The 20,859-nt window shown below is 61.8% G+C and carries 21 protein-coding genes; 15 read left to right on the plus strand and 6 right to left on the minus strand.

The window, feature by feature from the left end; all coding sequences use genetic code 11:
* Positions 1-198: 198 nt before the first annotated feature.
* The 4 genes from RHE_RS29145 to RHE_RS29160 are packed head-to-tail and all read left to right on the plus strand — an operon-like array spanning position 199 to position 2,673.
* Positions 199-483 carry a DUF2249 domain-containing protein gene (locus RHE_RS29145; RefSeq protein ID WP_011428823.1) on the plus strand — a complete coding sequence of 95 codons (285 nt, stop codon included), beginning with the start codon at positions 199-201 and terminating at the stop codon, positions 481-483.
* A gap of 15 nt (positions 484-498) precedes the next feature.
* Positions 499-1,851: a hypothetical protein gene (locus RHE_RS29150; protein ID WP_042120027.1), complete on the plus strand. Its 1,353-nt coding sequence runs from the start codon at positions 499-501 to the stop codon at positions 1,849-1,851.
* Between the two features lie 5 nt (positions 1,852-1,856).
* Positions 1,857-2,387 (plus strand): DUF2249 domain-containing protein, encoded by a 531-nt coding sequence (locus RHE_RS29155; RefSeq protein WP_011428825.1) that lies wholly within the window; start codon positions 1,857-1,859, stop codon positions 2,385-2,387.
* Positions 2,374-2,673: a metal-sulfur cluster assembly factor gene (locus RHE_RS29160; RefSeq protein ID WP_011428826.1), complete on the plus strand. Its 300-nt coding sequence runs from the start codon at positions 2,374-2,376 to the stop codon at positions 2,671-2,673. The genes RHE_RS29155 and RHE_RS29160 overlap by 14 nt, the downstream gene beginning before the upstream one ends.
* Positions 2,674-2,715: 42 nt before the next feature.
* Here the strand turns inward: RHE_RS29160 and RHE_RS29165 are convergent, their stop codons facing one another.
* Positions 2,716-3,930 (minus strand): NnrS family protein, encoded by a 1,215-nt coding sequence (locus RHE_RS29165; protein WP_011428827.1) that lies wholly within the window; start codon positions 3,928-3,930, stop codon positions 2,716-2,718.
* A gap of 201 nt (positions 3,931-4,131) precedes the next feature.
* On the opposite strand from RHE_RS29165, the gene nirK reads away from it, so the two are divergent.
* From nirK to RHE_RS29195, 6 genes are all read left to right on the plus strand, one after another.
* Positions 4,132-5,277 (plus strand): copper-containing nitrite reductase, encoded by a 1,146-nt coding sequence (nirK, locus tag RHE_RS29170; RefSeq protein WP_011428828.1) that lies wholly within the window; start codon positions 4,132-4,134, stop codon positions 5,275-5,277.
* An 81-nt stretch (positions 5,278-5,358) separates the two neighbouring features.
* Positions 5,359-6,324, plus strand: coding sequence for an SUMF1/EgtB/PvdO family nonheme iron enzyme (locus tag RHE_RS29175; RefSeq protein ID WP_011428829.1), 966 nt, complete (start codon positions 5,359-5,361; stop codon positions 6,322-6,324).
* A complete protein-coding gene (locus RHE_RS29180) occupies positions 6,314-7,009 on the plus strand; it encodes a Crp/Fnr family transcriptional regulator (RefSeq protein WP_042120066.1) in 696 nt (231 codons plus the stop codon). The genes RHE_RS29175 and RHE_RS29180 overlap by 11 nt, the downstream gene beginning before the upstream one ends.
* Before the next feature lie 18 nt (positions 7,010-7,027).
* A complete protein-coding gene (locus RHE_RS29185; RefSeq protein WP_042120029.1) occupies positions 7,028-7,741 on the plus strand; it encodes an NnrU family protein in 714 nt (237 codons plus the stop codon).
* Positions 7,742-7,797: 56 nt separating this feature from the next.
* Positions 7,798-8,130 carry a hypothetical protein gene (locus RHE_RS29190; protein WP_011428832.1) on the plus strand — a complete coding sequence of 111 codons (333 nt, stop codon included), beginning with the start codon at positions 7,798-7,800 and terminating at the stop codon, positions 8,128-8,130.
* Between the two features lie 132 nt (positions 8,131-8,262).
* A complete protein-coding gene (locus RHE_RS29195) occupies positions 8,263-8,988 on the plus strand; it encodes a response regulator (protein ID WP_011428833.1) in 726 nt (241 codons plus the stop codon).
* A 566-nt stretch (positions 8,989-9,554) separates the two neighbouring features.
* Here the strand turns inward: RHE_RS29195 and RHE_RS29200 are convergent.
* A complete protein-coding gene (locus RHE_RS29200; protein ID WP_042120030.1) occupies positions 9,555-12,398 on the minus strand; it encodes an ATP-binding protein in 2,844 nt (947 codons plus the stop codon).
* 241 nt (positions 12,399-12,639) lie between these two features.
* Between RHE_RS29200 and RHE_RS29205 the strand changes: the two genes are divergently transcribed.
* Positions 12,640-13,293, plus strand: coding sequence for a response regulator transcription factor (locus RHE_RS29205; RefSeq protein ID WP_011428836.1), 654 nt, complete (start codon positions 12,640-12,642; stop codon positions 13,291-13,293).
* Between the two features lie 320 nt (positions 13,294-13,613).
* Positions 13,614-15,137: an aldehyde dehydrogenase (NADP(+)) gene (locus RHE_RS29210; RefSeq protein WP_011428837.1), complete on the plus strand. Its 1,524-nt coding sequence runs from the start codon at positions 13,614-13,616 to the stop codon at positions 15,135-15,137.
* A gap of 267 nt (positions 15,138-15,404) precedes the next feature.
* Here the strand turns inward: RHE_RS29210 and RHE_RS33925 are convergent, their stop codons facing one another.
* Entirely contained in the window at positions 15,405-15,617 is a 213-nt protein-coding gene (locus RHE_RS33925) for a hypothetical protein (protein ID WP_042120031.1), read from the minus strand.
* 217 nt (positions 15,618-15,834) lie between these two features.
* Between RHE_RS33925 and RHE_RS29220 the strand changes: the two genes are divergently transcribed.
* Positions 15,835-16,875 carry an alpha/beta fold hydrolase gene (locus RHE_RS29220; RefSeq protein WP_011428839.1) on the plus strand — a complete coding sequence of 347 codons (1,041 nt, stop codon included), beginning with the start codon at positions 15,835-15,837 and terminating at the stop codon, positions 16,873-16,875.
* A 72-nt stretch (positions 16,876-16,947) separates the two neighbouring features.
* Here the strand turns inward: RHE_RS29220 and RHE_RS29225 are convergent, their stop codons facing one another.
* From RHE_RS29225 to RHE_RS29235, 3 genes are all read right to left on the minus strand, one after another.
* Complete coding sequence (locus RHE_RS29225) at positions 16,948-17,415, minus strand: YybH family protein (RefSeq protein ID WP_011428840.1); 468 nt, start codon at positions 17,413-17,415, stop codon at positions 16,948-16,950.
* Positions 17,408-18,109: a type 1 glutamine amidotransferase domain-containing protein gene (locus RHE_RS29230; protein WP_011428841.1), complete on the minus strand. Its 702-nt coding sequence runs from the start codon at positions 18,107-18,109 to the stop codon at positions 17,408-17,410. Before RHE_RS29230 ends, RHE_RS29225 begins: the two co-directional genes overlap by 8 nt.
* Before the next feature lie 128 nt (positions 18,110-18,237).
* Positions 18,238-19,371, minus strand: a complete 1,134-nt coding sequence (locus RHE_RS29235) for an NAD(P)H-dependent flavin oxidoreductase (protein ID WP_042120067.1) — start codon at positions 19,369-19,371, stop codon at positions 18,238-18,240.
* Positions 19,372-19,656: 285 nt separating this feature from the next.
* Between RHE_RS29235 and RHE_RS29240 the strand changes: the two genes are divergently transcribed.
* Positions 19,657-20,382 carry an SDR family NAD(P)-dependent oxidoreductase gene (locus RHE_RS29240; RefSeq protein WP_011428843.1) on the plus strand — a complete coding sequence of 242 codons (726 nt, stop codon included), beginning with the start codon at positions 19,657-19,659 and terminating at the stop codon, positions 20,380-20,382.
* Entirely contained in the window at positions 20,376-20,846 is a 471-nt protein-coding gene (locus RHE_RS29245; RefSeq protein WP_011428844.1) for a RidA family protein, read from the plus strand. Before RHE_RS29240 ends, RHE_RS29245 begins: the two co-directional genes overlap by 7 nt.
* Positions 20,847-20,859: the final 13 nt, after the last annotated feature.

Raw genomic sequence — 20,859 nt, forward strand, 5'->3', positions numbered from 1 at the left:
AAGCAGGATGCTTTATGACGTCCGGCCGCGCGGTCTTCCTTGTCCCAAATCAATGATGAGGTCTTCGCCGAGAATCATCCGGATATTTGTCCGCTGTCAAAGTCAGTTCTCCCGAAACCGCCTAGCATCTCGTTCTGACATGGGACGAGCCGCGGTCCCGTATGTTCGAAGAGACGCGGCACAAGGAAACGAGCAAGAATGACTGATACGCAAAACGTTCAGGGCGAAACTCCCCATATCGATGTCCGCGTGCTGTCGCCGGTCGAGCGGCATCCCCGGATCTTCGGCACGCTCCATGCGCTGGCCCCTGGCGACAGCTTGCTGATCACCAGCGATCACGAGCCTCGGCCTCTGCATTATCAGCTTGAAACCGGATTTCCGGGCAAGTTCTCCTGGGATTATCTGGAGCAAGGCCCTGATATCTGGCGGGTGCAGATCACCCGGCAGGATGCCGGCTGCGACTGCTGCTGCGGTAGCCACTAAGTTCGGATCGGCGCGATGATGCCTGTCGGCACAACCCTGTCGCGTTGGACGATGGCCTATTTCGGCGCGGCGCTCTTCTTCCTGCTTCTGGCGGAAAGCCTGCTTTCGGCAGGGCTCTGGGCGCCGTCCTCGGCTGTCGCCGAACCCCATGCGCTCATCATCGTGCATTCGATGACGATCGGCTGGCTCGGCCTGCTGATGATTGGCGCGCTGCTGCAGTTCACGCCGGTGCTGACGGGCCTCGGCCTGCCGACCGGCCGGCTCGATCTGCCCTGTCTTGCCGGCACGGTCGCCGGGCTCGGGCTTCTCCTCTGCGGCTTCCAGCTGATCGACGTGGGATCGGCCGCGGCCGGCCCTGTCATGGTCGCGGCATCGGCGGTCCTGCTGGCCTCGCTCCTGTCGATTGCATCGGTGCTGTTATCAGGCCTCTGGCGCGGTCGGGCGGCCCATGCCGCCTCGCCGCTCGTCATGCTCGCTATCGCATGCCTTGCGGTGACGGTCGTGCTGGGATCGCTGTTTGCGGTCACGGTTTCCGGCGTAACCGCAACCCCCGGCATCAGCGCGTTTGTCGTGAATGCCCTGCCCTTCCACGCGAGCTTCGGCCTCGCCGGATGGATGACCTTTGCCGCGATCGGCGTCAGCTACAAGCTGCTGCCGATGTTTCTGCTTTCCCAAGAGATGCAGAAATCACCATTCATCCGCGGCACGGGAGCGTTCGCGGCGATCACGCTTGGCGTTGCGACGGTCTCGACGATCTTCGAACCCTCGCTCGGTCAGCGCGTCTTTCTGATTGGATCGCTGTTCTTCCAGCTGCCGATCGCGGCCTATCTGGCTGAGCTGTTCCTGACATATCGGGCAAGACGCCGAAAAGCTCTCGAACTGAACATGTCGGGATCCCTGCCCGCTTTCGTCCTGCTGGGCCTTTCCGTTCCGATGTTCGCGGTAGCCCTTGTCGGCGACGCCGCCCCGCAGATTTTTGCCGCGATAGCCTATCTGTTCGTCTTCGGCTGGCTGACGGGCCTCGGTCTGTCCCAGCTCCTGAAGATCGTTCCTTTCCTGACCTGGATCGAGGCCTTCGGGCCCCTCCTCGGGCGCGGCCCCACGCCGCGGCTGGCCGACCTCCTCAATGGGCGACGGGCTGCCGCCTGGCTCTCTATCTTCTACCTCGCCGTCGTCGCATCAGCGGCGGCGATCGCGGCCGGATCCGATGCCGGTTTCCGTCTTGCCGTCACGGTACAGACATTGGCTACCGCTGCCCTCGCCATCGAGCTCGTCCTGGCACGCCGCCTGGCGAATGTCGCTCCCGTCACAAGGGGAGCACCTTTTCAACAGCCGGCGCTTTTCGTCGCCGCCAAACCACAGAGGTAATGCCAATGGTTCAGCTCCGCGAACTCGACGTAAGAAACATCCTGCGCGACGGCGGCATGCCGTTTCAGCTCATCATGGATACCTTCGCCAGTCTCGACCCCGATGAGGGCGTGCGGCTTCACGCCATATTCGAACCCGTCCCGCTGATCCGCCAGCTGGAGCAGCGCGGCTATTCGCATCTCAGCAAGCGCCTTGCCGATGACGACTGGGAAATCGATTTCGTCCCTCGTGAGAAGCCCGGCAGCGAACCGGTCACGGCAACCGCAGCGGCGGAGGCGATCTGGCCGGAGCCGAGCTGGAACCTCGATCTGACCGATCTCGCGCCGCCGGAGCCGATGGAACGCATCCTTTCGCGGCTGGAATCGATGAAAAGCGGTGAGGTGCTGTTTGCGCTGCTGAACCGCGAGCCGCTGTTTCTGTTCAATGAGCTGAAGGTGCGCGGCCATGAATGGATCGGGGATTTCGACGCCAGCGGCAAGATCTACAGGATCATGATCAGAGCAACGCCCGCGAATGGTTCCGATGCCCGCACATAAGATCTCCAGATCGGCAATCCTGTCGGCTTTACGCGGCATCGAGGATCCGGAGCTCGGAACTGATATTGTCGAGCTGGGACTGATCTACGCCATCGGGATTTTGGAGGACGGCGCCGTCAGAATAAAAATGACGACGACGACCCGCTTCTGTCCGGCTTCCGCCTTCATCGCCGAAGCGGTGAAGGCGCGGACCGAGGCGATCGACGGCGTTTCGGCAACCGTCGTCGAGATGGTCTACGATCCGGCCTGGTCGCCGGAGATGATGGGACGCCTGCCGAGGGAATAGATGCGGAGGCCGCCACGTTTTTAAGCGCGGCGGCATTCGCCCTCATGACTTTCTCGCGACGAGAGGTTTCCGGTCGCGGCACAGCGCCGGGGCATGTTCGAGCGCAAACAGGCCGAACGCCACCGCCCAGCCGACTGCAGACAGCAACAATATCTCCGTGGTGGCGGCAGGCAGTAATTCCGCCAGGGGCCGCAGGACAGCAACGGCAGCAAGCACGAGATAGGATGCGTTGGTCACGCGGCTCGATTTGAGCTGCCGCCCCGTATGGCCGCGGCTTGCCCGGGTCATGACCGCCAGCATCATCATCGACATGGCGCCGATCGCGAAGATATGAAGAACGGCGACCTGGGAAAGCCCGATCGGTCCGAAAGCGATCGCGGCAAATCCCAAAGGAACGAAACCATAGGCGGCGTGCAGCACGAAAAGGATCGGTTCACCCCAGGTCACCCAGCCCCGCCAGCGGGCGAGCCGGATTGCGTTCATCGCAGCTGCGGCCGCCGCCAAGAACCCAGTTGCGATGGAGTCGGGCCGGATCGCCCAGCTGGCGAGAGACATGGCGCCGGCGATGATGGTTGCGGTATCGAAGTGGTTATAGGGGACTGGGAAATCGGTGCGGCCGCGCTGATTGATCCAGTTTCGGGTGAAACTCGGCAGGATGCGCCCTCCGACGATCGTGATGAGCAGGACGTAGGCGCCGAGCCCGAGACGAATGGAAAGCTCCGGATTTCCGCCTCCGATCACCTGGATATGAAAGCATAAATTGGCGACCGACAGGACGGCGAGGCCGGCGACGACCTTGAGATCCTTCCATTTCCTTCCCGCCACCACTTCCCGCGCGCATAAGGCGAGCATGAGCGGCAGGAACAGGCTGTCGATGGCGGTGGCGGCCGTCATTCCGATGCCGTCGCTCGCCAACATGGCGATCCGGCCGGCGCCCCACATCGCAAAAAGCGCGGCGAGCGGAGGCCCTGATATGGGAAGGCGGCCGGTCCAGTTCGGAACTGCGGTGAGAAGGAACCCGGCGAGAACCGCAGGGGCGAAGCCGAAGAGCATCTCGTGCGCGTGCCAGTAGAGCGCCCCGTAGTCGCTTGCCACGGGGACCCCGTAGTTCAGGAATGCTGCCCAGAGGCCGATACTGACGATCGCCCACAATGCCGCCGCCAGAAAGAAGGGGCGAAAGCCGTAAGAGAAGAGGGCCAGTCCGGAGCGGCTCATCCCTCGCGGCGTTCTGGTCTCCGCGTCCTTGGTAATCTGCATGATCGATGTCTCCATTTTGATCACACAGAAATGCGCGGGCGCAGGACAGCAGTCGTTGAGATTACGCAAAGATGAGCCTTTGAACTTTGTGCCGGCACAAACAGCCAGTTTGCGCCACGTCAAAGATTTCCGTCGGCTTTCTTCTACTCTCCCCTTCGACAGGGCGGCGTCCGCTCAGTCTTCGACTACAGGAGATTAGAAATGACAAATACTCTGCAAATAACCCGGCGCACGATGCTGACGGGTGCTGCTGTTGCCGGAGCGCTGACGCCAATCATCGTATCAAGCGCGGCGCAGGCCAATGAAGAGGTTGCAGCTCTCAAGACTGCCAAACAGGTGAAGGTCGACTTGTCGAGGCTTCCCCGCGAAAAGGTCGAGCTCGTCAAGCCGCCCTTCGTCCATGCTCATCAGCAGAAGGCCGAAGGTGGGCCGAAGATCAAGGAATTCACGCTAACCATCCAGGAAAAGAAGATGATCCTGGACAAGGACGGCACCGAGATCAACGCCATGACCTTCGACGGATCGGTGCCGGGTCCTCTGATGGTGGTGCATCAGGACGACTATGTCGAGCTGACCCTGGTCAACCCCGATAGCAATACGCTTCAGCACAATATCGACTTCCACGCCGCCACGGGCGGGTTGGGCGGCGGCGCATTGACGGTCGTTAATCCGGGCGAGAGCACCGTTCTTCGCTTCAAGGCGACCAAGGCCGGCGTCTTCGTCTATCACTGCGCCCCTCCCGGCATGGTGCCGTGGCACGTCACATCGGGCATGAACGGCGCCATCATGGTCCTGCCGCGTGAAGGTCTGAAGGACGGCAAGGGCAAGCCGCTCGTCTACGACAAGGTCTATTATGTCGGCGAACAGGACTTTTATGTTCCGCGCGACGAAACGGGCAAATTCAAGAAATACGACAGCCCTGGCGAGGCCTACGATGAGACGGTCGCCGCCATGAAGACGCTAACGCCGACCCATATCGTCTTCAACGGCGCGGTCGGAGCCCTAACCGGCGAGAATGCGATGACGGCCAAGGTCGGCGAAACGGTGCTGATCGTTCATTCTCAGGCCAACCGCGACACCCGGCCGCATCTGATCGGCGGGCATGGCGAATATGTCTGGGCGACCGGCAAATTCCTCAACCCACCGGACACGGATCAGGAAACCTGGTTCATTCCCGGCGGCACGGCGGGTGCGGCCCTTTATACTTTCGCTCAGCCTGGCATCTATGCCTACGTGAACCACAACCTTATCGAGGCCTTCGAGCTGGGGGCGGCGGCCCACTTTAAGGTGACCGGCGAATGGGACGACGATCTCATGACCTCGGTCAGGGCACCGTCGGCAAGCTGACCGGGCGGAGGGGGCGGTGCGCGGGGTCAGGGGCGACCCGCGCACCATTCTCATTTTGGGGGCGCTATTTGCGAAAATATCATGGCCCGGAACGCAGCGATCGAACCAGTTTCAGGCATTTCCATCACAATTCCTCTTGTGCTGCTCGCGGTGCTTTCGGCCGCGGTTGCGGTGCAATCGGGATTCGTCGCGACGGGCGCTCCTGACATGAGCGTCGCGCCGCCTCAGACAATCGTCATTGCGCCGCACCGTTTCGCTTATCGCGACGCCGCCGAATATTTTCGCAATGGGCTGGCCGTCGACGCGCCCAGGCTCGACATGACCATGGCTTCGCCGCTCGAAATCATGAAGTACCAGACCACGCTTCGCGATTATGATCGCTGCGTGGCAGACGCCATTTGCGCACCGGCCGAGAACCTGGGCGACACCTCGTCGCGGGAAGTGACACCGGTGACCGGCGTCAGTTATGACGACGCGATCCAATATGCGGCCTGGCTGTCGGATCATACCGATACCGAATGGCGATTGCCGACCGATTTCGAGCTGGCCTATGCCGCCGCCGACCGCTTTCCCGACGACGCTCTCGGCATAGATCCCAATGATCGCAATCCCGCAAACCGCTGGCTCGCCGATTACGAGCGTGAAGCCCGCAGGGCAGCCGCCATCGACCCCCGGCCGCAGCCGCAGGGCTCGTTCGGGATCAGCCAGACCGGTCTGGTGGATTTTGCCGGAAATGTCTGGGAGTGGACGTCGACCTGCAACAAGCGGGTCGAACTCAGCAAGAAGGACCTCAGCGGTGACCCTGACTCCAGGAGCTGCGGGATCATGATCGCAGCCGGCAAGCACCGGGCCCCGATGAGCAGTTTCGTTCGAATTCCCAAGGGCGGCGGCTGCTCCGTCGGCAGTCCACCCGACAATCTCGGCTTTCGGCTCGTACGCAGCAGAGGGTTGCTTGAAAGGCTGACAGAGCGGGTAGAAGGCGCAATGACCCATATGTTCGAACCGGCGATGAGCCCCACGGCAGAACAGGATGACGATGAAAGTTGACCGGACGGTTTTGAAAGCGCTGCCGCTCTTTGAACGGATGACGGATACGGATCTCGACGCGATGCTGCAGCATGCCGCACCGCGCCGCGTCGCGCAGGGTGACGCGGTTTTCGAGCAGGGTGCCCTCGCAAAGTCGTTTTTCCTGCTCCTTCACGGCCGTCTCAAGGTGACGCAGGTGACGCCGGACGGACAGCAGATCATCGTGCGGATGGTCCACCCGGGCGATTTGTTCGGCTTCGCGATGGCGTTGCGCAGGGAAGACTATCCCGGGACGGCTGTAGCGGCGGCCGAGAGCCTGGTCATCGGTTGGCCGACGGATATGTGGCCGCGCTTTGTCGAGCAGAATCCCCGCCTGGCCGTAACAGCGATGCAGACGATCGGCCAGCGGCTGGAGGAAGCGCATACGCGTATTCGCGAGATGTCGACCGAGGAGGTGGAAAAGCGGGTGGCGCACGCCGTCCTCAGGCTGTCGAAACAGGCGGGGCGGCCGGTCGGAAGCGGCATTCGCATCGATTTCCCGATATCGCGTCAGGATATTGCCGAAATGACCGGAACGACGCTGCACACCGTGTCGAGAATTCTGAGCGCCTGGGAGGCGAAGGGCATGGTCGAAGGCGGCCGCCAGAAGCTGACGGTCACCGATCCTCAGAAACTTCTCAATCTTGCCGACGGCAAGCGGGATTGAAGCTCCAGGAGAATGAGTTTGACCGAGTTCCTTGCCGCCTTCGCGCTCTTTGTCGCGCTCCATTCCATCCCGGCGGTTCCGACCATTCGTGCGGAAATTATCCGACGCGTCGGTCGCCCGGTCTATTTCGTCGGCTATTCCGCCGCTTCCACCCTTGCGTTGATCTGGGTTTTCTCCGCCGCCCTCGCATTGGACTATATCCCCTTGTGGGAGCTCACGCCCGGCAACGCCGCCGCCGCTTTCGTGCTCGCCCCCTTCGGTATCTTTCTCGTCATCGCCGGACTTTTGAGCGCCAACCCGCTGTCGATCACATTGAATCGGTCGCCGAACCCCGGCGCCATCACGAAGATCACCCGACATCCCGTCCTGTGGGGGTTCGCCGCCTGGGCGAGTGGCCATATCGCCGCCAACGGGGACCTGCGCTCGCTACTCTTGTTCGGCGGATTTGCCGTCTTTGCGCTGGGTGCGATCTCGATGACCGACAAGAGGGCGAAACGACGCCTTGGTGTTAGCTGGACAAGGCTCGCCGAACACACCTCGATCTGGCCGTTCGGCGCCTGTTTCAAAGGAGAGCAGCCGAGGCTCGATGTGCCGATGTTGCTCGCAGGTCTGGCAAGTGCGGTCATGGTTCTGTGGCTGCTGTTTGCCGGTGGACACAGCGCGATGTTCGGCGCCGACCCCCTCGCCTCTTCAGTTGATCGAAGTCAAAGCATCTCTCAGCCAGAGCCTTAGCCTGAAGAGATCTGGCGGCAGCCGCGGCGACGAGCCCACGACCCGGAGCGATCGAAATGCCATATGAAATCGTCACAGCGAGCCTCAACGCGAGAGACAAGTCGGGTCGCATCGACGTGCGGTTCGGGCCTGAGATCAAGACCCTTGTCGTTTCGCGGCGCGCCCTGCTGTCGGTGGCGTCGCCGCCCCGGGCGACGGAACTCCGCCTTCTTCAGTACGTCGATACCTTCTGCCAGATCGCTGCGCATCGCCTCGCCTCCACCAATGGCGACACCCTTCGCATCACTGCCAATGATGTCCGCAGATGGCTCTGCGCCTGGCAAATCTCTGAAAGCCCGATGCCAATACAGGCGGCTCGTCAACCGCTGCACGACGCCAGATCCGGATGATTTCGGCCGGATCGGCTGCCGGCTTCCGATGAGGACAACCGACCGGTGGCTGGTGACACCAGCTTGACGGGCATGTTAAAGACGGTGCCATTGGATACGATCTGTAACGAGCAACGGCTTGGCGGATAGACGATGGCAGCACCTCAGCATGACGCGCACCTTCTCGTCGTCGATGACGATCCGCGCATACGCCAAATGTTGACGCGCTATTTCGAGGATGAAGGTTATACGGTCTCTTCCGCTGCCGACGGCACCGAGATGCGCGTGCGCCTGCGCCAGCAGAACTTCGACGCCGTCCTGCTCGATCTCGTTCTCCCGGGCGGCACGGATGGCCTTGACCTGGCCCGCGAAATCCGCGCCCAGTCCGACGTCCCGATCATGATGCTGACCGGCCGCGACGACGTCGTCGACCGAATTGTCGGTCTGGAGGTCGGCGCCGACGATTACATCGCCAAGCCCTTCCATCTCCGGGAAGTCCATGCGCGCCTGAAATCGATCCTGCGCCGCCGGCAACCTCCCGCGCGCAACCCCGAAGCGGCCGGCGAGGAGATCATCGGCTTCGAGGACTGGAAGCTCAATCTCAGCCGCCGCCAACTGCTCGACCCCGAGGGTACGGAGATCGAACTGACGACTGGCGAATTCGATATGCTGACGACCTTCGTGCGGCATGCCGGCCGGGTCCTGACCCGCGACGTGCTGATGGACCTGACCAGGGGCCGAAACCTCGAAGCCTTTGACCGGACGATCGATGCCCAGATCGTCCGGCTGCGCCGAAAGATCGAAACCGACCCGAAGAAGCCGCAATTCATCAAGGCGGTGCGCGGCGTCGGCTATGTCTTTACCGCAAGACTCGACTAGCTTCCGGCTCGCGGCCGATCTCTCCCTCGGCTCGCTTGCCATGGGCACGCCCCCATCAGGATGATCAGGCATCAAGGAACCGCTGGCGACCGTCAAAGTTTAGCTTCTTTAAGCCTGCGCGGAGATGAGTTCCAGCATCGAAAGACCTGGGCGAACAATATCGCGAACAATCCGCGCTTTCCTGTTCAAAACAGCCGATGGTATCGCGTCGGCAGCGGCTCGCCTTTCGCCGCTGCCTGCGTCACCAGCAAACGACTGGCAGATGAATCAGCAGGAAGGGATAGGAGCCCGGCTCTATGCCGGCCCATACCGTCATCCGTCTCGGCTCGTATCGTCATCTTCCGTTCAACGGTTCAGACATCGCCTGCTGCCATTCCCTGTACCTTCGCGTCATGTTTACCGTTGACGACATCGACGAGGCACTAGAAAGGCTGCGCAGGCCCGGCGCGCAGATCGCAGGCGAAGTCGTCGATTGGGACGTTTATCGGCTCTGCTACATCCGTGAGCCTGAAGGGCTTCTCAACGGGCTCGCCCAGGAACTCGGCGGAGCGTTGAGAGACCTGCGCTCAATCTTGCGACGCTTCGATCATCGCCCTGGCGCGGAGCAGCAAGGGGCTCGAAAGACCTTCCGTGAATTGTTGATAGATGGAAGAGAGCACACTCTTCGCGTCGCCTTGGTATCCCGCCGCCTTGCGGAAATTTATGAGGCTGATGGCCGAGGTCAATTGCCAGTACAGCGCCTCCTGCCGGGCGGCTTCCATCATGGCGTTCTGAAAAAGGTCGTCTATCTCCAAAGGCGTTCTCAAGTCCTGATCCCTGAGAACCTCACCCTTTCTCCTCAAGATTTCCGGGATCATCCAGTGGTAGCCGTGCTCACGCGAAAATGACAATGCCTGGCCGAGCTCGCCCAATGCCTCATTGAACCGACCCAAGGCTTGCAGCGCCGCAGCGAGTTCGCAAAGGAAGGTGGGATAGAACAAAAGATATGACGCGTCGCGCATCTCCGCGATGCCGGCTCGCAGATCTTCGACGCCGGCGTAGGCATTGCGGAGCCTGCGCGCAATCGCTCCCCTGACGCTCAGGCCAACGGCATGAAAGGGCCGAAGGCCATGTTGCGATGCCTGCCGCGACAGCTCTTCGCCCCACGTTTTCGCCCGGTCCAAGTCGTCGATGCTGAGCGCGACGAACGAGGCGGACCAGGCGAGCGCGACGCACAGGACAAACGGCTGCCCGGTTTCCCGGGCCTCTTGAATTGCCTGCTCTGCCGTTTCCGCCGCCTGCTCCAGCAGGCCGCGCGCGATGAGGTTGACGGTGTTATGGGACAAGGAGGAGGTGCGGACATCCGCTTCCAGCCTCAGCAGATCGGTCTTGCGGTGTTCGACCGGATAGTTCGCCGCTGCCCAACTCAACCGGTCGCCGGCCTCCCGGTGGCGCGCCTGATAGGTTTGCGGGATACCGACAAGCCATGAGGCGGTGGTGCGTCCGTGCAGGTCCCCCTCGTCGAGCGTGGCTTCGTATTCCTGCGCGAATGTCAGCGCGTCGTCCAGCCGCGCCGATCTCGCGGAAAAGAGCCACAAGCCACAGGTGACGCGCTGGCGGTAGTCTGGATCGTTTAAGGTTCTCGCCAGATGCAGCGCGCCGATGAGCACCTCCTTTCCGCGCGGATTCATCCCTTGCGTATAAATGAGGGCGTAGCCGAGCGCGCAGCGCAAGACCATTTCGGTGCGGCTTCCTTTCTCCTCGCCGAGACGGTCGAGAGCACGCTCGGCCCAGTCGCCAGCTTCTGAAACCAGCGAGATCGCCGTCCAGAAGTCACTCGATGTCGCAGCGAGCTTGGCGCCAAGGGCACCCTTGCCGCCCTCGGACAGCGCCCATCGCAGGGCCGCTCGCAAATTGTCGATTTCGCGTCGATAGTGCGTGATGTTCTCGATGGCCGCCGAAAGCGTGCGCCGTTCCGAAAAGGGTTTGAAAAACTTGAGGAAATGCTTCGCAATTTTGCACATCGTCCGGCGAAAATCTTCGCCATCGCCGAGCTTCTCGAGCGAATAGACGCGCACCGTCTCCAGCAGACGCCAGCGCGGTGCATTTTCCGCTCCGTCGAATGTGATCAGGGATTTACTGACGAGGTTGGATATGGCCAGCGCCGTTTCCGCATCCCCTTCACCGCTCACTGCCACGGCAGCATCCAAAGTGAAGCCTCCGGGAAACGCCGCCAGCCTGCACAATAGCTGGCGCTCGGACTCCGGCAGGAGCTGATAGCTCCAGTCCAAAGCTGCTCGCAGCGTTTGATGACGCGGCAAGGCGGTGCGGCGACCGCCCGTGAGCAGAACGAACCGGTCGTCGAGACGCCCGGCGATCTGCTGTATTCCAAGGGTCGCGGCGCGGGCCGCCGCCAGTTCGATGGCGAGCGGGATGCCGTCGAGATGCCGGCAGATATCGGCGATCGTTGAAAGCTTCTGCTGGTCCGGCTCGAAATCCCATTGAAGCGCCCGCGTGCGCGCAACGAACAGGTGGATGGCGCTGTGTTCTGCGGCACTGACCGCCTCTCCGCTGCCCGGCACCTCCAACGGCGGCACACGGTAGGCGAATTCTCCCTCTATGCGCAGGGATTCTCGGCTCGTCGCAATAACCGTCACATTCGGGCATATTCGCAGGATCGTGTCGATCATGGCGGCAGCCGCGTCAATGACGTGCTCGCAGTTGTCGATGAGAAGCAGAACCCTGCGCGCGCCGACGGCGCGCGCCACCACCTCGGCGGATATTTGATCGCTTTGAAGCTTCAGATCGAGAACTTGGGCGACCGTCGTCGGAACAAGCCCAGGCTCCGCCAGCGAGACGAGCTCCACGAAGAATGCATCGCCACCAAGTTGCGGCAGCAGATGACGCGCCAATTCAGACGCGAGCACTGTCTTGCCGATGCCGCCAGGACCGGTCAGCGTGACGACACGATATGCCGAGGTCAGCGTCAGAAGTCTGCGCAGGGCGCTCTCGCGCCCGACCAGTTCGGAGGTGAGTGCCGGAATGTTCGAGACAGGCTGGATCTCCAGTGACGGCGTGCCTGTTGTCGCAATCTGCGCCGCGGCAGACGGACGATCGGATTTCCAGTCGCCGATCAGTCGATACCCTCGGCCCGAGATCGTCTTCAGCAGATCCCGGTCTTTTCCCAGTGCCTTCCGGATTGCCGATATATGGACCTGGATCGTGTTGTCTTCTACGACAAGGCCAGGCCAGACGCGTCGCATGAGATCGTCTTTGGTGACGGACTCTCCCGAAGCTGCCGCCAGCACTTCCAGGATATCGAAGGCGCGGCTGCCCAAAGGGACCGGCGCCCCGAGAGCACGGAGTTCCCGCTTCCCAAGATCGAGTTCCCAGCCCGAGAATTCGAATAGATTTCGTTCTATCTGTCCCAAGCTAATCCGATCTCTCTTGCCAAAGCCGCGAAATTCAGGGACCGCTGACCTCAAGAACGCGCCTGCGCGTAAAACAATGCCTGCTGCCTAAGCAGATATATTTCAGGATATTTCAGATTCGCTCAAGCGACTTAAGTCGCGTTCGTGGTCATCCCGGCTTAGAACGTTGACGCAGGTTCAGCGCCGCATGGGCGCAGTTGCAACCCTGGACCGCTAAGATCACAAAGAGAAGGAGGATGGCATGTATAGTGGCAATCTACTTCAGTTCCCCGCAAAAAAGATAGCACCGCCGGCGGAAGATGCACCGGTCGTATGCCTCGTGAGCAATGATCTGGTATTCCATCGATCGCTGGATGAAGAGATCCAATCGCTCGGTTCGCGGCCGGCCAGCTTCAGTTCTGCACGGGATTTTCTCACCCATGCTCGGGATGCGCGCTTCGCGTGCGTCATCATCGACAATACAGTGCCCGATCTTGACGTAGACGTCCTCACCCTCCTGATTTGCCTGCAGGCAGTTCGTCACCCCGTGATCGTGCTGACGTCCGAGGGCGATTCTCAGGTGACGTTGACTGCCACGCGATATCCGGTGACGTTTCTGCCGAGACCTTTCGGCACAGACAATCTCGTCCAACTGATCCGCTCTTCCGTTGAGGCGACCATCTCGATCAGCCAGCTGGATTGCCGTTACCAGAGCCTTTCGGCGCGCGAACGGCAGGTCATGCAGTTCGTCGTCGAAGGCCTGCTGAACAAGCAAGTCGCATATAAATTGAATATCAGCGTGATCACGGTAAAGGCCCACCGTGGACAGGTAATGAGGAAGATGCGGGCCCGCTCGCTGCCGGAGCTGGTGAATATGGCCGCGAAGATCGAACCGGGCCTCAGCGCCGCATGCTGAACGCCGCGCACTGACCGTTCGCGACAGTTAAGCCAATACTTAAGTGTAGTTATAAGTGCGCGCCGATCAGTATAGTCTCCTCTACGTCGCCTCCCTCGATAAGGCGATACGCCTAAAACAGCGACAGTGCTCCCGCGTCCTCCCCTCCGCCGGAGCGCGCGGATCCTCAAGGTCCGCCAGAGGCCGTCTCCGTCCGCCCGGAGACGGCCTTTTCTTCATGCGGCCGTCAGTCGCGCGCCGCCGCGATCACGTACCGGCCATAGTGACAGAGACGGTTTCGGTTCCTATATCAGCCCCGACAGTTTGAAAGGAAATCGATCATGACAATCAACGGAAACCTGCTCGTTGCGGGAACGGAAAAACGTGGCCCAAACGGTGAGTTTCATGGCATCGAAGCGGCCACCGGAAAGCCCCTTCCCATTTCCTTCGGTGGCGCTTCGCCCGAAGATGTCGAGCAGGCAGCCGAACAGGCATGGCAGGCCTTTGCCACCTACCGCGAGACCGATCTGGAAGTCAGAGCAAAATTTCTGGAAAAGATTGCCGAGGAAATTGAAGCGATCGGCGATGATCTCGTTGTCCGCGCGATGGCGGAAACCGGGCTCCCCCGGGGACGTCTCGAGGGGGAGCGGGCGCGCACGACCGGCCAGCTCCGCCTGTTCGCCAGGGAGGTCCGTGAAGGCCGCTTCCAGGAGCTGCGCTTCGATGCAGGCGATCCTTCCCGCAAACCCGTTGCGAAGCCGGATCTCAGGCTCAGAAACGTCGCGCTCGGCCCCGTGGCAGTCTTTGGCGCCTCGAATTTTCCGCTCGCCTTCTCCGTCGCCGGCGGCGACACGGCGTCCGCGCTGGCCGCGGGCTGCCCGGTCGTAGTAAAGGCCCATTCGGCGCATCCGGGCACTTCGGAGCTCGTCGGCCGGGCGGTGCAGCGGGCAGTCTCAAGCACAGGTTTCCATCCAGGAACCTTCTCGCTGCTGTTCGACACCGGCTTTGAAGTCGGTCAGAGGCTCGTGGCGGATTCCAGGATCCGGGCGGTCGGCTTTACCGGCTCCCGCCGCGGGGGAACGGCACTGATGGAAATCGCCTCAAAGCGCAAACAACCCATCCCCGTCTATGCCGAAATGAGCAGCATAAACCCTGTCATCCTTTTTCCCGGCGCCCTGAACGCCAGGGCAACCGATATTGCAGCCGGTTTCGTGACATCGCTCGTCCTGGGCGCCGGCCAGTTCTGCACAAATCCCGGCCTGATCCTCGCCATCGACGGCGCCGCCCTTGACGCCTTTGTTGCACGGACAGCCGAGCTGCTTCGGGATGTCGCGCCTCAGGCAATGCTGACGCCGTCGATCGCGAAGGCCTATTGCGATGGCGTTGCCAAACTCAGGCAGCATTCCGAGGTGCGGGCAGTGGCATCGGGCAGGCCCGGCAGCGAATTTGAAGGCACGGCGGCGCTGTTCGAGACGACGGCGGACGCCTTCCTCGCCAATCACCAGCTTCAGGACGAGGTCTTCGGCGCCGCCGGCCTCGTCGTTCGTTGCCGGGATCTTCAGCAGCTCGAGGCGGTGCTCGACGAGCTGGAAGGCCAGCTCACCGTTGCGCTCCACATCGCGGACGAGGACGAAGCCGCAGCACGCCGACTGGTTCCCAAGCTGGAGATGCTTGCAGGCCGGCTGCTCGTCAATGGTTTCGGAACCGGGGTGGAAGTGTCTCCTGCCATGGTCCATGGCGGACCTTATCCGGCAACGGCGGACGGACGTTCTACATCCGTCGGCACTCTGGCGATATATCGGTTCCTGCGGCCGGTATCTTATCAGGACTTCACGAAGGCCCTGTTGCCGGCAGCGCTTCGATAGCGACAAGAGCGGCGGTCGCCGTCTGTCTCGACAGGCGACCGCCGCTCATTGGGTTCCGACAGAAGGCGGCGAAGCTCGTCGCCATCGTCAATTCCATCCTGATATAAGACAACCAGGCGACGTGCCGCGTCCTCGGCCTCAGGTCCGTGATGGTGGCAGCTTCTGGCTGTGCAGTATTCAGGTCCCACATCATCAAGATCGCCTCCGGTCCCAGCGGGCGGCCACCCCAATCAAATTCCCGATCGATCGATCTGTGTCCCATAGGGATCAGACCGGAATGCGTGAGATGCAGACGGAAGAGCACGCCGTCCCTGCCTTGTCCTGCGTTTGCTCGGGGTCGGCCGGCGCTGCCGGAACCCAGACCCGGGTCGCCTGCACGGGCTGCCCTACAAACACCAATGCGGCGATCAGCGCTGCCATTGCGAGCAGAATAGCGAAGCCTGGAAAAATGGAACCTCGTCCCTGGTTATCATCGTACATCGTCCACTCCTGTGCTCCGCGTCAGATCGAAGACGAGTATGTCGATGGCCTGCCGGAAGGGCAGCTGCACATAGGTATCGCCTATACCTTGGTATGACCGATACCTTCGTTCAGTAGCGCCCCCCTATGCCGCCCTTCACAGTCTTCCCGTCAACCGCGCGTGCCGCAGCCCTCCTCCGGAAGGCTTGCTGGTGCGCATATCTTTGGAGACGGAACAATGAGGAACATCGAAATCGCGAACCTGACGCGCCGGACATTCGGCGGTGTCGCTCTGGGGCTGACGGCGGCAGGAATTCTTGGAGAGATGGCTGGCGCCGCGCAAGCGGAGCAACCGACCCCTGCCCCGGCCGCCGAGGCGACGCTGAACGCCAGCGAGCGTATTGATGCTGGAGACCTCAACATTGCCTATGCGGCGCTCGGCCCGGCCGATGGCTCGCCGGTTCTGCTCCTGCATGGCTGGCCCTACGATATCAATAGCTTCGCGAAAGTGGCTCCAATACTGGCCGACCGCGGACACCGGGTCATCGTTCCCTTTCTCCGCGGATATGGCGGCACGACGTTCCTGTCGGCAAAAACGAAACGCAACGGCCAGCAGTCGGCGCTCGCCCTGGACGCCATCAAGCTCATGGATGCCCTGAAGATCGACAGGGCGACGGTCGCCGGCTTCGACTGGGGAGCTCGCACGGCCGATATCGTTGCCGCACTCTGGCCGGAACGGTGCAGAGGCCTCGTCTCGGTGAGCGGCTATCTCGTGGGAAGCCAGAGCGCCGGCAAACAGCCGCTGCCGCCATCCGCGGAGTTGCAGTGGTGGTACCAATATTACTTTGCTACCGAACGCGGCCGTGAGGGATACGAGAAATACACCAATGATTTCGCAAAGCTCATCTGGAAGCTGGCTTCGCCGCGCTGGAATTTCGATGATGCCACGTTCGAGCGGAGCGCGACTGCCTTTTCCAACCCCGATCACGTCGCCATCGTCGTCCATAACTATCGCTGGCGTCTGGGCCTGGCCGAGGGAGAAAAGCGGTTCGACAAATACGAGCAGAGGCTCGCCACCGGCCCCGAGATTACAGTGCCGACGATCACGCTGGAAGGAGATGCCAATGGCGCACCGCATCCGGACCCCAAGGCCTATGCGGCGAAATTCAAAGCAAGATACGAGCATCGCGACATCGCCGGCGGCATCGGACACAACCTCCCTCAGGAAGCGCCTGAAGCCTTTGCCAAGGCCGTCATCGACGCCGATTCCTGGGCTTAATCCCTAGCAAGAGCCAACGCAATTGTTCCACGCGCATTGCCGCGCGTGGAACATTCCGATTGGAGCTTGCGATCAACTCGCGCCAAAGATCAGCCGCTGATAAGCAGCGAGCATTGTCGGATCCTCGACCGATCCATGATGATGGAGTTGGCGCCATCGGCCATCATTCCGGACGAACCAGCGCGTCGTGCGGAAAGCAAGGTCCAAGCGTGTTTTCGGCGTCCGGCACACGCCGCGCTCGCGGCCGACGAAGAGATGCCAGTCCTCCCCTCCCTTACTGGTGAAGTCATGGAAAGTCACATTGACACTGGCTGCGCCGCCGAAGAGCTTGGTATAGCCCTCGGCGATCGACGCCCAACCGCGCCTTATCCCGCCGATGGGATTATCCATGCTGGGTGCCTCGCCGTCGAACCAGACGGCTTCAAGCCTTTTCATGTCACCGGAATTGAAGGCATCGTAAAACTCGATGAGGGCGTCGAGGGGACCGCCGTCACCGGCCCTCTTCTCCTTGCCCGAGATTTCGGGCAGATGCTCAAGCATTGGAAAGCTCATATTCGTTCTCGAGGAGGCGCAGGAGCGATTGCGCCGCAGCCGTGGACGAGGCGGGGTTCTGCCCAGTGATCAGGCGGCCGTCGACGATTGAAAAACTTGCCCAGTCTTCAGCCTTCTCGTACCTGCCGCCGAGCGCCTTCAGGTCCTCCTCGACCAGGAAAGGCACAACCTTCGTCAGCTGAACGGCCTCCTCCTCGCTGTTGGCGAAGCCGGTCACCCGCTTTCCCTTCACGAGGGGCTGGCCGTTATGGGTGACGTGGTGGAAGACGGCCGGAGCGTGGCAGACAGCAGCCACAGGTTTGCCGGCATTGTAGAAATTCTCGATCAGCGAGATCGATTTGCGATCCTGGACGAGGTCCCACATCGGACCGTGCCCGCCGGAATAGAAGACCGTGTCGAAATCCTTGGCATCGACGGTGTCGAGCCGCATGGTGGCGGCAAGGACCGATTGAGCGTCCCTATCCCTTTTGAAGCGCTCCATGGCAGGCGTCTGGTTGCCAGGCTCGTCGCTCTTCGGATCGATCGGAGGCTGGCCGCCTTTGGGCGAGGCGACGGTTATCTGCGCGCCGGCATCCTTGAAGACGTAATAGGGCGCCGCGAACTCTTCCAGCCAAAACCCCGTCTTGCGTCCGGTGTCGCCAAGACGATCATGCGAAGTCAGAACCATCAGGATCTTGCTCATCGTTCTCTCCATTGAGACGTTGTGAAGGCGTGCGGCGCCTTTCCGGTCGCTGGCGAAGCTAGCAGATGTGGTATTGCGTGCCTTCGACGCGCCTATCTTGCGCATGAATGACGATGGGTTCCATTGCACTATGGTGTCGCCGGCGGCGGAAAAACCGGAACCGCTATTTGCGTTTTGCGGGCTTTCGAATGCGCATCAAGCGCCGCGATGGCCTCGTCAAAGAGCGACCTCGTGAGCTCGCCGGCCGGCAGATGTTTCGCGAGCCTGGCCGACTGTCCCGCCCACAGGTTGGTGAAATCGTCGCTCCCCCTGCCCTCCGCTTTGGCCCGGATGGCCGCAAGGGCAGCGCCTGCCGTCGGAAACGGCGGCGCGACATCGGAAATCGGCCCGAGTTCGCGCATGATCCGGTTGACGACGCCGCGTGCCGGCCGCCCGGTGAAGAGGTTGGTGATCGCCGTGCTGGCATCGCCTGCGTGGCCAAGCGCTGCCGCGTGCACGGCCGCTATCTTCGCTTCGGCGCTGAAGAGATAGGCCGTGCCGATCTGAACTGCTGACGCGCCGAGCATCCATGCTGCCGCCACACCCCGACCGTCGGCGATACCGCCGGCGGCGATGACGGGAACTTGCACCGCATCGACGATCTGCGGGACGAGAGCCATCGTCCCGACCTGCGTGGCCATGTCCTTCGTAAGAAAATTGCCGCGGTGGCCGCCGGCCTCGAAGCCCATGGCGATCACCGCGTCGACACCGTTGGCTTCCAGCCAGACCGCCTCCTCCACAATGGTCGCCGAGGATATGATCCTGGCGCCGGTGGCCCTCACGCGCTCGACCAGCCGCGGCTCCGGAAGGCCGAAATGGAAACTGACGACGGCTGGACGAAACTCTTCGACGACATCGCAGAACGCATCGTCGAAGGGCGCCCGGCCCGAACCGGAGACGGGAGCGGCGGGATCGATCCCGAGCTCCCGGTAATATGGCGCGAGGGCCGAGCGCCATTTCATCTGGGCGGCCGGATCGTCTGCCGGCGTCATATGGCTGAAGAAGTTTACGTTGATGGGAGCGGCCGTCTCCTGGTTGATGCGCCGAAGCACCTCCCGCAGCTGCTCGACGGAATATTGCGCGCTCGGCAGCGAGCCGAGACCACCGGCCCTGGAAGCCGCTATCACCATGTCGACCGTGGTCGCACCGGCCATCGGCGCCTGGATGATGGGAAGTTCAATCCCGAAAAGATCAAGAATGCGACGGTCGTGCCAGGCTGTCATATCGGACTCCATTCGAAGCGTTGCGCTCGCGGGTGATATCCGTCTTGCCCTCACCGGTCCATTGCACCTTGGTGTTCCCGGCCCCGACCGATCCAAAGGTATCGGCAACACCTTGGTGCAATAGCTCCCCAGTGCCTTTGGCGCGAAAGTCGGCACCAGCGGCATGAAGATCAACGGCCGGACCCTCCGGCCAAGCCCGCTCAGACAGATTTCCGACCCGTGAGACGCCCGGTTCATCCCACCTGGTGACGGGGCCTCGCGCGCAAACAGAACGGAGCCACGGAAATGAGCATACACAAGACAATCGTCATCACAGGCGCTTCGCAGGGCATCGGTGCCGGCCTCGTGAAGACGTTTCTCGACAAGGGCTGGAACGTCGTCGCGACATCCAGGCGCATCAGCCAGACGACGCTCTTTGATCGGACCGGGCGACTTGAGCTGATCGACGGGGACGTCAGCGACCCTGAAACAGCAGAGCGTGTCGCGCTGACGGCACTGGAGCAGTTCGGCTCGATCGATGTCCTCGTCAACAATGCCGGCATCTTTTTGACCAAGCCGTTTCTCAACTACACCATCGAGGATCTTCGCCGCCTTTCGGCGACCAATGTAGAAGGCTTCCTGCATTTCACCAAACAGGCCGTGCGCCAGATGCTCCGCCAGAAGGCCGGCGGCAGCATCATCACCATCACCTCGTCCCTGACCGATCACCCGATCGCCGGCGTGAATGCATCGCTGGCGATGATCACCAAGGGCGGGCTCAACGCGATCACCAAGAGCCTGGCGCTGGAATTTGCCGGCGACAATATTCGCGTGAATGCCGTTTCTCCGGGCATTGTCGACACGCCGATGCACGCGACGGATTCGAAAGACTTCTTGAAATCCCTCTCGCCGATGGGAACGATCACCGCGGTCCAGGAAATCGTCGACGGTGTGGTTTATCTCGCGGAATCGTCTAATATCACCGGGGAGGTGCTGCACGTCGACAACGGCGCACATCTCGGCAAATGGTGACGCCGAGCGCAGAAGCGCGGCTGCGGGAACTCGCGCTGGACCTGCCCCCTCCGCCGACGCCCTTCGGCGCCTACGTCGAAGCGGTTCAAGCCGGCCCGCTGCTGTTCCTGAGCGGCATGCTCCCCGTGGTGGGACACGTGCCGAAATATCTAGGGCGGCTTGGTGAGGACCTCTCTATTGAAGAGGGCTACGACGCCGCGAGAACGGCGTGCCTCGGCGGATTGTCGGCCGCCAGAGCGCATCTCGGATCTCTCGACAGGATCAGGACGATCGCCAAGCTCGGCGTCTACATCGCAGCCACCAGCGATTTCCGGGACCACCCCAAGGTCGCCGATGGCGCCTCCGAGCTGCTTTCCCGGATCTTCGGCGAAACACGGGTTCCACCCCGCATCGTACTCGGCGTTTCGAGCGTGCCGCTCGGAATGCCCATCGAGGTCGAGCTCGTCCTCGAGATCGAAACCTAGCGAACTCTTCGCT

It is taken from the genome of Rhizobium etli CFN 42, from assembly GCF_000092045.1.
Classification (GTDB): Bacteria; Pseudomonadota; Alphaproteobacteria; order Rhizobiales; family Rhizobiaceae; genus Rhizobium; species Rhizobium etli.